The following is an 11,482-nucleotide window of genomic DNA, read 5'->3' on the forward strand; positions in this document are numbered from 1 at the left end:
CCACTGGCCCGGGTTGTCCGCCTCGAAGTCGAAGACGATGGTTTGCCGGGGTTTGATGATGACCGTGTCCTTGCGGGCGCCATGGTCGGCCAGCTGGAAGGTGTGGCCGTGCAGGTGCATGGGGTGCCACATGTCGGTGTCGTTGGTCATCGTGACCCGCACGCGTTCGTCCAACCGGAGTTCGAAGGCGCCCTCGAAGGGGTTGGCCGGGTCGAAGCGTCGCCCGTTGATGCCCCAGTCGTACTCCATCATCGATCCGGTGAGGCGTACCCCGTGGGTCGTGGTCGGGTCCTTGGGTGGGAGCAGGACGGATTCGTGTGCCTTCAGTCGGCTGCCATCGAGCACGGTTCCGCCCAGGGTCTGTGGGAGCCGACCGGAGAGCGTGGTCTTTGGACCGGCTGCGATGATGCCGTAGGCGTGGCCGGTCTTGCCCTCGGGCAGGGCCAGTACGGGCACCGCCTGGTCGCCGAGGGTGATCAGCACGTCCAGGCGTTCGCCCATCCCCAGGACGACGGCATCGGCCTGGCGGGGCTGGACCGGGAACCCGTCGGTGTGGGTGATGGTCAGTTCCTGGCCGGGGATCCCGACCCGGTAGGCGGTGTCTCCGGCCGCGTTGATCAAGCGCAGGCGGATCCGGTTGCCCGGGGTGCTGGAGAAGGTGTCCGGGTCGGATGGGGGGCGGCCGTTGAACAGGTGCACGGGGATCTTCACGTCGCCGGCGTCCCCGCCCAGATAGTCGCTCTCAGCGCCCATGAGCATGTGCTTCATGGGCATGCCCGAGGAGCTGTCCTGGCTCATGGACCCGTGGTCCATGCCCGCCATGCCGGCCATGCCCTCCATGTCGCCGGACATGTCCATCCCGGCGGAGAGTTCCTCGACGACGTCCTGCGGTGTTCCGGTGATCCCGTCGAGCCAGTCGTCCAGGATCACGACCCATTCCTGGTCGTAGCTGAGGGGCTCGTTGGGGTCCTCGACGATCAGGGCCCCGTACAGGGCGCGTTCGCGCTGGGTGTCGAAGTGGGAGTGGTACCAGTACGTGCCCGGATGGGACAGCCGGAAGCCGTACGTATAGCGTCCTCCGGCGGCGATGGGGTCCTGGGTCACCCCCTGGACTCCGTCGGCGTCGTTGCGCAGGGCCAGCCCGTGCCAGTGCACGCTCGTGTCCTCGGGCAGGTCGTTGGCGACGCTGACCTTGAGCAGGTCCCCGGTCTGGGCGCGCAGCAGCGGCCCGTTGAGGCCGTCGTTGTATCCCCAGGTGGTCAGGCCCCGACCCTGGAGGGAGGTCTCGAGGGGTGCGGCGGAGAGCCGGTCGGTGACGGTGGTGCCCGAGGCGGCGCGTCGTTTCTCGTACTCGGCGACCAGCGGGTCGGTGGGCAGGATGCGCCCTGACGGTTGGGGGCTGATGACGGGATCGGCGCAGGCGGCCAGCCCGGCCAGCGCCAGGGCCCCGACGGAGGCGCCCAGGAAGGTGCGGCGGGTGGTCAGTGAGGAGGTCATCGGTTCTTCTTTCCGTCATCCGGCCCCGTGTCGCAGGCGGGCGCGACGGGGCCGGGCATGGCTGATCAGTTGCTGGGTGAGGCCGGTGGCGTACCGGGGCTGCGTGCCGCTGTCACCCGGAGGTATTGGCGGACCCTGCGCTCACCGGTGGGGCGCGGCCGGGGGCTTTAGGTGCGGCTGACGGCCAGTTGAGCCAGTGAAGGGTCCACGGGGGCCGGAAATGGGCAACCCAGGGCAGGGGTGGTGCGGTCAGTCCCCCACCGGGGCTAGGCAGGAGGGCCCGGGAGGCCAAGTGGGACACGACAGGTGCCTTGGTCAGGGCCGAGGCGCAGGTATCGTCCACGGCCTCCAGGGCACAGACCGGCAGCCCGGGGTCGGCTGCCTCATCCCCGGCAGGCTCGGCCGGGAGCACGACCTCGGGCACCATGCCGGCCGGACCGATGGCGCCCGGCCCGAGGTGATGAACAGTTGTGGCGGCGGCCGTAGCGGTGGCGGCCCAAGCCGCGCTGGTGCCCGTACCAGCGTGCATCCCGAGCAGGCCCAGGATCAACACGAGGGTGCCCAGAACGGTTCGAAGGGCGGGCCAGCCGGACAGGGGGCGGCGGGGGGAGGTCACAGCAGCGATTCGGTGGTGTTCCCGCCGTCCGTGGTGGACAGCACGGTCGAGCCGACGACCAGCAGTGCTTCGGTCTGCCCGTCGTCGGTGATGCCCGTTCCCAGGGCGGTGGCCGTGCCGACCGGGCGGTCGCTGGCGGTCCAGGTGTCGCCGGCGTCGGTGCTGGTCAGCAGGTGTCCCTCGGTGCCGGCGCCCACGGCGGTGGTGTCATCGGCCCAGGCGACCAGGTGCATCAGCTGGGGGGTGTCCAGGGTGGTCCAGGTCGCGCCGTGGTCGGTCGAGCGCAACATGCCGGTTTCGGTGGTGGCCAGCACGGTCCCGGTTTTGGGGGAGATCGCCAGCGATGCCGGGGCGACGGGGATCTCAAGGCTCTGCCAGGTGAGGCCGTCGGTGCTGGCGCGCAGTTGCCCATCGAAGCCGAGGACCCCGTTCGGGCCGGCGGCCAGGGCGTGGAAATCGGATGCGCCGCCGCGGGAGAGCACCGTCCAGCTCTGGCCCCGGTCGGTGGACTCGGCCAGGCCCAGCGGCTCGGGCAGGTCGGTGCGCGGCGCGGGGTGACCCGAGGCCAGGTAGCGGCCCTCGGGAGTCAGAGTGAAACCCATGAAGTCCACGACCGGACCGACCTGGGTCAGCTCCCCGTCCTGGAGCCGGAACAGGCCCTGGTGGGTGGCCAGCAGCACCTCACCGGACTCGGGGTCCCGGGTGAGGGCATGGACGTGGGTGATGGCCGTGCCGGTGCCCTGCGTGCCGGTGCCGGCCGCCGGGGATGTCGCGGGGTTCGGCGCGGCGCAGGCGGTGAGGGTGCCAGCGCCGAGCAGGGTCAGCCCGCCGGCGATCAGGGTTCTGCGGGTCAGGGGGGTCATGGAGCCTTTCCGCCCCGGGCCAAAAGGCGGGGCTTCTACCATTGTCGGCCGGTGACGCGCCGGGATGGGGCGGTTTGCCTTGAAGATTCGATGAAGATTCCCCGCCCCGGCACCGTTCTGAGCCGCCGGGGCGCGAGACAGAGCGAGACTGGACCCATGAACTCTGGCACTGGCACTGGGACTGACACTGGGACTGGTCCGGCGGCCGGCCGGGTGTTGGTGGTCGATGACGAGAAGCCGCTGGCGCGCATGGTGGCCACCTACCTGGAGCGGGCCGGCTACGAGGTGGCCCTCACCCACACCGGCCCGGCCGCAGTGCAGGCCGCCCGGGTTCACGAGCCCGACGTGATAGTCCTGGACCTGGGCCTGCCCGGGCTGGACGGGATCGAGGTGTGCCGGCGGGTGCGGGCCTTCTCCGAGTGCTATGTGCTGATGCTCACCGCCCGCGGCGATGAGCACCACCGGTTGGAGGGATTGGCGGTGGGGGCCGATGACTACATCACCAAACCCTTCAGCGTCCGGGAGCTGGTCGCCCGGGTGGGGGCGGTCATGCGCCGGCCGCGCACAACGGTGTCAGCCCCCGAACCGGAACGGGTCTGCGGTGACCTGGTCATCGACCTGGCCGCCCACGAGGCCCGCGTGTCGGGCCAGGTGGTGCAACTAACGCGCACGGAGTTCGACCTGCTGGCCGCCTTGTCGGGGCGCCCGCACCAGGCCTTCTCCCGGCGCCAGCTGATCGATATCGTCTGGGACCCGGCCTGGGTGGGCGATGAGCGGCTCGTGGACGTGCACATCAAGAACCTGCGCCGCAAGCTCGACGCGGACCCGGCCCGCTATATCGACACCGTCCGCGGGGTCGGCTACCGGATGGCGGAGCAATGACCGGCCGGCGGCGCTACCAAGGATTAGCGGCCCGGTTCTTCCTCGCCCAGCTGCTGGTGGTGGGGGCCAGCGTGCTGGCCGCGGTGGTGGTGGCCTCCCTGGCCGGCCCACCACTGTTCCACGAGCACCTGGAACAGGCCGGGGCCGGACACGATGCAGCCCAGATGCTGCACGTGGAGCAGGCCTACCGGGACGCCAATTTCTGGACCCTGGGCGTGGCCCTGGCCACGGCCTTGATCTGTTGTCTGGCATTGACCTGGCATGTCGCCCGCCGGATCCAGAGTCCGATCAACGCCCTGACCCAGGCGGCCAAGGCCATGGCCGGTGGACGGTACGACACCCGCGTGCCGGCCATGGGCGCCGGCACCGAGGTGGAGGAGCTGGCAGGGTCTTTCAACACCATGGCCGCACGGCTTCAGCGCACCGAGGACACCCGTCGACGGATGCTCTCGGACCTGGCCCACGAGCTGCGCACCCCCGTCTCCGTGCTGACCGTCTACCACGAGGCCCTGCAAGACGGGGTGTCCCACTGGGACGAGCCCACCGGTGAGCTGATGGGCGAGCAGCTGGCCCGGTTGACCCGGCTGGTGGAGGACATCAACGACGTCTCCCGCGCCGAGGAGGGCCGGATCGAACTGGACCGCAGCCCCCAAGGGGTCAGCGGGCTGCTGCATGCCGCGACCGAGGCCCACAAGGAGGCCTACGCCACCAAGGGCGTGGCCCTGACCATGGACGCCGATCCGGGCCTGGCCGTGGACGTGGACCGCCAGCGCATGGGCCAGGTCCTGGGCAACCTGCTCACCAACGCCCTGCGCCACACCCCGGCCGGGGGCCGGGTCACCCTCGAGGCCCGACAAAGCCCGTCCGGGGTCACGCTCAGCGTCACCGACACCGGGGAGGGGATCTCTCCCGAGCACCTGCCGCACGTCTTCGAACGCTTCTACCGCGGGGACACCGCCCGCGACCGTGACCACGGCGGCTCCGGGGTCGGCCTGGCCATCTCCCGAGCTCTCATCCAGACCCACGGCGGCACCTTGAGCGCCACCTCCACCACGGCCGGGGCGACGTTCACCATCGACCTGCCCACCAAGCAGCCCCCGACCAGCCCACCTACCGGCGCACCCGTTTATCCACCGTGAACACCGGCGCTCCACCCCTTGAATGATACCCCTGGGGGGTATATACCAAGAGGAGAGGCGCCGTCCGGCGCCGCCCTCAGACCTGAAGGAGACCGTCATGACCGAATCCGCCCGCACCCCGCTGCCGGGGGCCACCAACGGCTGCTCGTGCTGCGCCCCAGCCGCCGACGCCACCGCCCCCGCCGGGCACCAGAGTGCCGACCCAACCGGGACGAGCGCCGGCGACGCGACCTACCAGGTGGAGGGCATGACCTGCGGACACTGCGTGGGCTCCGTCGCCGAGGCCGTGAGCGCCCTGGACGGGGTGGACGATGTCCGGGTCGAACTGGTCGCCGGCGGGGCCTCCCCCGTCACCGTGACCGGGCCCGCCTCCGCGGACTCCGTGCGGACGGCCATCGAAGCGGCCGGCTACCGCGTCCGGATCTAACCGACCCATCCCCTCGAGGTCGGCGCCCCACCGCCGAGCCGGTCGCCGAACAGACCGCCGAGCAGAAGGAACACCATGAGCACCCCGCACCACCACGATCACCCCACCGACCAGACCGCCGAACACCCAGACCCGAACCCCCACGCCGGCCACGCCAACCACACCGACCATGCCGCCCACCACCCCGCGGACGCGGCCACCCACGGGCAGGCCATGCCCCAGGGCCACGCCCACTCGGCCCTGGACGAGGACCACCAGGTCCACGACCACGGTCAGCACGCCGGGCATTCCACCGCGATGTTCAAGAACCGGTTCTGGGTCTCACTGGTGCTCTCTATCCCGGTGGTGTTCTTCAGCCACATGGTCGGGCAGCTGCTGGGCTACCACGTCCCCGAGTTCCCGGGCTCGGCGTGGATCGCCCCGGTGCTGGGCACCGTGATCTACCTCTATGGCGGCATGCCCTTCCTGAAGGGCGGGCTGACCGAGTTGCGCGCCCGCCAGCCCGGGATGATGCTGCTGATCGCGATGGCCATCACGGTGGCCTTCGTCGCCTCCTGGGTCACGACCCTGGGCATCGGGGACCTGATGCTGGACTTCTGGTGGGAGCTGGCGCTGCTGGTGGTCATCATGCTGCTGGGCCACTGGATGGAGATGCGCGCCCTGGGCGCGGCCTCCTCCGCCTTGGACGCGCTGGCGGCGCTGCTGCCGGAGGAGGCCGAGAAGGTCGTGGACGGTGACACCATCACCGTGCCGATCACCGAGTTGGCCGTGGGCGATGTGGTGCTAGTGCGGGCCGGGGCCCGGGTGCCGGCCGACGGGACCATCCTCGAGGGCGCCGCGGAGTTCGACGAGGCGATGATCACCGGGGAGTCGAAGCCCGTGCTGCGCCAGGCCGGGGACACGGTGGTCGCTGGGACCGTGGCCACCGACAACACCGTGCGGGTGAAGGTGGCCGCCGTCGGGACCGACACGACCCTGGCCGGGATCCAGCGGATGGTCGCCGACGCCCAGGAATCCTCCTCCCGCGCCCAGGCGTTGGCCGACCGGGCGGCGGCCCTGCTGTTCTGGTTCGCCCTGGTTGCGGCGATCATCACCGCGATCGTGTGGACCGCGATCGGCCAGCCCACCGACGCGGTCACCCGCACCGTGACCGTGCTGGTGATCGCCTGCCCGCACGCCCTGGGCCTGGCCATCCCGCTGGTGATCGCCCTCTCCACGGAGAAGGCCGCCAAGTCCGGGGTCCTGATCAAGGACCGGATGGCCCTGGAGCGGATGCGCACCATCGACGTGGTCCTGTTCGACAAGACCGGCACCCTGACCGAGGGCGCCCACGTCGTCACCGCCGTCACCGCGATGCCCGGCGTGTCCGAGGCAGAACTGCTGGCGGTGGCCGCCGCGGCCGAGGCTGACAGCGAGCACCCCGTGGCCCGGGCCATCGTCACCGCCGCCGGGCAGCACCCGCAGGCCAGCACGTTGCGCAAGCGCGGCACGGACTTCAGTGCTGCCATGGGCCGCGGGGTGCGCGCCACCGTGGACGGCTCCGAGATCCTCGTCGGGGGCCCGAACATGCTGCGCGAGCTTAACCTGACCATGCCGGCGGAGATCACTGAGCACACCGCCTCCTGGACCGCGCGCGGGGCCGGGGTGTTGCACGTGCTGCGCGAGGGGTCCGTTATCGGCGCGGTCGCCGTGGAGGACAAGGTCCGCCCCGAGTCCCGGGCCGCCGTGGCCGCCCTGCACGCCCGCGGCATCAAGGTCGCGATGATCACCGGCGATGCCCGCCAGGTCGCCGAGGCCGTCGGGGCGGACCTGGGCATCGACGAGGTCTTCGCCGAGGTCCTCCCCCAGGACAAGGACACCAAGGTCACCGAGTTGCAGTCCCGGGGACTGTCCGTGGCCATGGTGGGCGACGGCGTCAACGACGCCCCGGCGCTGGCGCGGGCCGAGGTCGGCATCGCCATCGGCGCCGGCACCGACGTGGCCATGGAGTCCGCCGGCGTTGTGCTGGCCAGCAACGACCCCCGCGCGGTGCTGTCGATGATCGAGCTCTCCCAGGCCAGCTACACCAAGATGATCCAGAACCTGGTGTGGGCCACCGGCTACAACGTGCTCGCCGTGCCGCTGGCCGCCGGCGTGCTCGCCCCGATCGGGTTCGTGCTCTCCCCCGCGGTGGGCGCGATCCTGATGTCCGTCTCCACCATCGTGGTGGCCCTCAACGCCCAGCTGCTGCGCCGGATCGACCTGGACCCGGAGCACCTGGCTCCTCTCGAGCGCCCCCGGTCGCAGGCTGCCCTTCAACCCGCGACCTCCTGATCGCGCCTCTTGGCGCTAACTCTGATATGAACCCTCAACCCACTGTGGAAGGACCCACCATGAAACGCACCATGACGCTGACCGCCCTGGCCCTGGCCTCCGCCCTGACCTTGACCGCCTGCGGCACCGGCGCCCAGGACGAGAACGCCGGCGCTGAGGCCTCGGCCACCGCGACCAGCTCCGCCCCCGCCGCCACCCCTGCGGCCACGGCCACCGCGACCAGCTCCGCCCCCGCCGCCACCCCTGCGGCCACGGCCACCGCGACACCGTCCACCACGGCGACCGGTTCGGCCGAGGAGGTCTCCGCCGAGCACAACGACGCGGACGTGATGTTCGCCCAAATGATGATCCCGCACCACCAGCAGGCCGTTGAGATGAGCGAGATGCTGCTGGCCAAGGATGACGTCCCGGCGGAGGTGGCCGCGTTCGCCCAGAAGGTCATCGACGCCCAGGGCCCGGAGATCGAGCGCATGAACGCCATGCTCACCGCCTGGGGCCAAGACCCCGTGGACACGGACGGTATGGAGGGCATGGACCACGGCGGGATGTCCGGGATGATGTCCGAGGAGGACATGGCCGCCCTGGAGCAGGCCCAGGGCACCGAGGCCGCCCGGTTGTACCTGGAGCAGATGACCGCCCACCACAAGGGCGCCGTGGACATGGCCAAGGACGAGGTCGAGGACGGCCAGAACCCGCAGGCCGTGCAGCTCGCCGAGCAGGTCATCGCCGACCAGGAGGCCGAGATCACCGAAATGCAACAGATGCTCGACAAGCTCTGAGCACCGTCGTCCGCTGCGGGCATCCGGTGAGACGCGGCTGGCGATAGACCCCGAAACCGGAACGGGTCCTCCAGGAAAGGAGACGAGCATGCAGGACAAGATCAAGGTCGCGGTGAACGGGTACGGGGTCATCGGCAAACGCGTCGCCGACGCGGTCCGGGCCCAGGAGGACATGGCGCTGGTCGGAGTCAGTGACGTCATCGCTGACTACCGGATCGCGACTGCGGCCGGGAAGGGTATCCCCGTCTACGCCTCTACCGAGCAGGCCCTACCGGTGATGGCGGATGCCGGCCTTCCCGTCGTCGGAGGCCTGCACGACCTGCTCGAGAACGTTGACGTCGTGGTGGACTGCACCCCGGCCCAGGTGGGCGCCGGCAACCTGGAGCTCTACCGTGCCCACGGGGTCAAATCCGTGTTCCAGGGCGGGGAGAAGCACGATCTCACCGGCCACTCCTTCGTCGCCCACGCCAACTACGCCACCGCCCTGGGCCGGGACAGCACCCGGGTGGTGTCCTGCAATACCACCGCCACCGTCCGGGCCCTTACCGCGCTGAAGGACGTCGGACTGCTGTCCAAGGCCCGGGGGGTGCTCATCCGCCGGGCCACCGATCCGTGGGAATCGGACCACTCGGGGATCATGAACACCATCGTCCCCGAGGGCCGAATCCCCAGCCATCAGGGGCCCGACGCCCAGTCGGTGGTCCCGGACCTGGACGTGGTCACCATGGCCGCCAAGGGAGCCCACACTCAGAACCACCTGCACTACTGGACGATCGAGCTCACCCGCCCGGCCGAGAAGCAGGAGGTGTTGGAGGCGTTCCGGGCGATGCCGCGGATCGCCTTCGTCCGGCGCTCGGACGGCGTCGTGGCGGTCAATAGCACCGTGGAACTCATGGAGGACCTGGGCCGGCCCCGGGGTGATATGTATGAGGTGGCCCTCTGGGAAGACATCCTCACCGTGGACGGCAACGAGCTGTACTACACCTACACGGTGGACAACCAGGCGATCGTCGTCCCCGAGAACATCGACGCGATCCGGGCCCTCACCGGAACCGTCGACGACGGCGGCGAGTCCATCCGGCGCACCGACCGCGCCTTGGGGGTGCGCCAGGACTTCGTGCGCTCCTCGGTGGCTGCCCGTTGAACTGCGCGGCAGACGCCGCTGAGGCGGTGCCCGGCCCCAGGAATGGGGGGTGGTCGGACACCGCTTCGGCGGCCGCGGACTACCGCAGCGGTCCTATGGCCTCCGGTCAGGTGCGAGAGGCCGTCGCGATCGCGTTGATGGCCTCATCCAACACCGCATTGAACTGCGCTGGGCTCTGGGCCGTACTCAGCCCTTCGGTCAGGGCGCGGGAGAAGCTGGCGATCACGCCGTGGTTGCGGGCCAGCAGGGTGGTGGCCTGGGCCCGGGTATAGCCGCCCGACAGGGCCAGGACGCGGATCACTCGGGGATGGTCCACGAACTCGCGGTAGAAGTCCGCCCGCTCCGGCAGCGTCACTTTAAGGATGACCGACTGGTCGTCTCCGAGCTTGTCCAGTTGGGCGAGGATTGCCGCCTTGAGCTGGTCCTCCACCTCGGCCTTGCGGGGGCTGCGGATATCCCCCTCGGGCTCGATGATGGGCACCAGCCCGGTAACGAGGATCTGACGGGCGAGCCCGAACTGCTGCTCCACGACGGAGCCCACCCCGTCCCCGGGCAGCTTGATGACCGAGCGCATCTTCGTCCCGAACATGTGCTTTTCGACGGCTCGAGACAGTAAGTCATCCAGGTGCGGGATGGGTTTCATGAGCTGGGCGCCTTGCTGTTCCGGGGCCAAGCCCTGGTCGATTTTGAGGAAGGGCACGATGCCTTTGCTGTTCCACAGGTAGTCGCCCGTGGGGGAACCCTCCACCTGGCGGTTCATTGTGTTCTCGAACAGGATGGCCCCCATGACGCGCTCACCGTCGAAGCTGGGGCTGGTGATGATACGTGTGCGCACCTGGTGTACCAGGTCGAACATCTCCTCTGGGCCGGAGTAGGCATCCTTGTCGATCCCATAGAGGTGCAAGGCCGCCGGGGTGCTGCCCCCGCTCTGGTCCAGCGCCGCGACGAATCCGGCACCGTTCCTGACCCTCTGATACTTCTCCGAGTCCATGGGAGCCTTCCGCGGCGAGGGAGCACGGTGGTCCGGGTTCCCTGCGCGCGTCATGGACGACTGGCCGCCCTCAAGGGGGAACGGTCATCAGCAGGCTCAACCCAGGGTGACGAGCAGGTCCACGCAGGCCTGCTCACACCGGCGGCAGGCCTCGGCACACACCTTGCAGTGCTCGTGCATCTGGGCGTGGCTCTCGCATTCGTCCCCGCACGTCTTGCAGGCGGCCCGGCAGGCCTCGAGCAGGGCGCGGGTGGTCTCGACGTTGTTGCCGGTCTGCCGGGACAGCATCCGGCCTGTGGCGGCGCAAACATCGGCGCAGTCCAGGTTCAACCGGATGCACTGCCTCAGGTCGGCCACCATGTCCTCGGCCAGGCAGGCGTCCGCGCAGGCCGTGCAGGTCTGGGCGCACTCGAAGCAGGCCTGGATGCACTCGGCCAGCTTCTGCCGGTCGATGTTGCCCACATTCTTTGGGTAGGTGTCCAGCATGGCGCTCACGTGATGGGTCATGATGTGCTCCTTCGTCGATCTGATCCGACGCACCGGCCTTCGCCGGCCCGCCCTGCCATCGACCGTAGACCGCCCCGCCGACGCGGGTGAAGGGCTCAACCTTGAAGGTTCCGTGAAGATCGCCGGCCACGGAGGCCCGCGGACTCCTTTACGGGCAGGGATGACGAAGGTGTGACCAGCCGCCCCTCAGCCCGGCCGACGGCCCTGAGGACCACGCCGACGGGGAGGACCAGCAGGGCTCGCCTCAACGTGGATCCTGTCGGACCGGACGGTCGGTGTCGGGAAGAGCGCTTATGCGATCCGACCAGGGGCGTCGAGGCCGCC

10 protein-coding genes are annotated in these 11,482 nt (G+C 70.0%); 6 read left to right on the forward strand and 4 right to left on the reverse strand.

The window, feature by feature from the left end; translation table 11 throughout:
* Positions 1–1,497: multicopper oxidase family protein (locus ACTSKS_RS10625; RefSeq protein WP_442927547.1), on the reverse strand; the 1,497-nt coding region annotated here is incomplete at its 3' end.
* A 612-nt stretch (positions 1,498–2,109) separates the two neighbouring features.
* Positions 2,110–2,976 carry a F510_1955 family glycosylhydrolase gene (locus ACTSKS_RS10630; protein WP_036340675.1) on the reverse strand — a complete coding sequence of 289 codons (867 nt, stop codon included), beginning with the start codon at positions 2,974–2,976 and terminating at the stop codon, positions 2,110–2,112.
* Positions 2,977–3,132: 156 nt separating this feature from the next.
* Here ACTSKS_RS10630 and ACTSKS_RS10635 point away from each other — a divergent pair, with 156 nt between their 5' ends.
* The 6 genes from ACTSKS_RS10635 (at position 3,133) to ACTSKS_RS10660 (ending at position 9,660) form a co-directional block, all read left to right on the forward strand.
* Positions 3,133–3,858, forward strand: coding sequence for a response regulator transcription factor (locus ACTSKS_RS10635; RefSeq protein ID WP_036340673.1), 726 nt, complete (start codon positions 3,133–3,135; stop codon positions 3,856–3,858).
* Positions 3,855–4,997 carry a sensor histidine kinase gene (locus ACTSKS_RS10640; protein WP_002854301.1) on the forward strand — a complete coding sequence of 381 codons (1,143 nt, stop codon included), beginning with the start codon at positions 3,855–3,857 and terminating at the stop codon, positions 4,995–4,997. The genes ACTSKS_RS10635 and ACTSKS_RS10640 overlap by 4 nt, the downstream gene beginning before the upstream one ends.
* 97 nt (positions 4,998–5,094) lie before the next feature.
* Positions 5,095–5,424, forward strand: a complete 330-nt coding sequence (locus tag ACTSKS_RS10645; RefSeq protein ID WP_002854303.1) for a heavy-metal-associated domain-containing protein — start codon at positions 5,095–5,097, stop codon at positions 5,422–5,424.
* 75 nt (positions 5,425–5,499) lie between these two features.
* Positions 5,500–7,737 carry a copper-translocating P-type ATPase gene (locus tag ACTSKS_RS10650; protein ID WP_113913950.1) on the forward strand — a complete coding sequence of 746 codons (2,238 nt, stop codon included), beginning with the start codon at positions 5,500–5,502 and terminating at the stop codon, positions 7,735–7,737.
* Positions 7,738–7,796: 59 nt separating this feature from the next.
* Positions 7,797–8,516 (forward strand): DUF305 domain-containing protein, encoded by a 720-nt coding sequence (locus tag ACTSKS_RS10655; protein ID WP_230278239.1) that lies wholly within the window; start codon positions 7,797–7,799, stop codon positions 8,514–8,516.
* Positions 8,517–8,604: 88 nt separating this feature from the next.
* Positions 8,605–9,660, forward strand: a complete 1,056-nt coding sequence (locus tag ACTSKS_RS10660) for a type II glyceraldehyde-3-phosphate dehydrogenase (RefSeq protein ID WP_002854314.1) — start codon at positions 8,605–8,607, stop codon at positions 9,658–9,660.
* A gap of 106 nt (positions 9,661–9,766) precedes the next feature.
* On the opposite strand, the gene ACTSKS_RS10665 is transcribed toward ACTSKS_RS10660, so the two are convergent.
* Together ACTSKS_RS10665 and ACTSKS_RS10670 are read right to left on the reverse strand one after the other, a co-directional pair.
* On the reverse strand, positions 9,767–10,651 hold the full coding sequence (locus ACTSKS_RS10665) for a fructose bisphosphate aldolase (RefSeq protein WP_267714267.1): 885 nt from the start codon (positions 10,649–10,651) through the stop codon (positions 9,767–9,769).
* Positions 10,652–10,747: 96 nt separating this feature from the next.
* A complete protein-coding gene (locus ACTSKS_RS10670; RefSeq protein WP_267714269.1) occupies positions 10,748–11,158 on the reverse strand; it encodes a four-helix bundle copper-binding protein in 411 nt (136 codons plus the stop codon).
* Positions 11,159–11,482 lie beyond the last annotated feature (324 nt).

Origin of the sequence: Micrococcus sp. TCR-5, from assembly GCF_052220525.1 — a bacterium.
Taxonomy (GTDB): Bacteria; Actinomycetota; Actinomycetes; order Actinomycetales; family Micrococcaceae; genus Micrococcus; species Micrococcus luteus.

Excerpts from the sequence above, each read along its gene's own strand:
- ACTSKS_RS10655 (WP_230278239.1), top strand. The coding sequence starts at position 7,797 with ATGAAACGCACCATGACGCTGACCGCCCTGGCCCTGGCCTCCGCCCTG.
- ACTSKS_RS10650 (WP_113913950.1), top strand. The coding sequence starts at position 5,500 with ATGAGCACCCCGCACCACCACGATCACCCCACCGACCAGACCGCCGAA.
- ACTSKS_RS10660 (WP_002854314.1), top strand. The coding sequence starts at position 8,605 with ATGCAGGACAAGATCAAGGTCGCGGTGAACGGGTACGGGGTCATCGGC.
- ACTSKS_RS10635 (WP_036340673.1), top strand. The coding sequence starts at position 3,133 with ATGAACTCTGGCACTGGCACTGGGACTGACACTGGGACTGGTCCGGCG.
- ACTSKS_RS10640 (WP_002854301.1), top strand. The coding sequence starts at position 3,855 with ATGACCGGCCGGCGGCGCTACCAAGGATTAGCGGCCCGGTTCTTCCTC.
- ACTSKS_RS10645 (WP_002854303.1), top strand. The coding sequence starts at position 5,095 with ATGACCGAATCCGCCCGCACCCCGCTGCCGGGGGCCACCAACGGCTGC.
- ACTSKS_RS10670 (WP_267714269.1), bottom strand. The coding sequence starts at position 11,158 with ATGACCCATCACGTGAGCGCCATGCTGGACACCTACCCAAAGAATGTG.
- ACTSKS_RS10665 (WP_267714267.1), bottom strand. The coding sequence starts at position 10,651 with ATGGACTCGGAGAAGTATCAGAGGGTCAGGAACGGTGCCGGATTCGTC.
- ACTSKS_RS10630 (WP_036340675.1), bottom strand. The coding sequence starts at position 2,976 with ATGACCCCCCTGACCCGCAGAACCCTGATCGCCGGCGGGCTGACCCTG.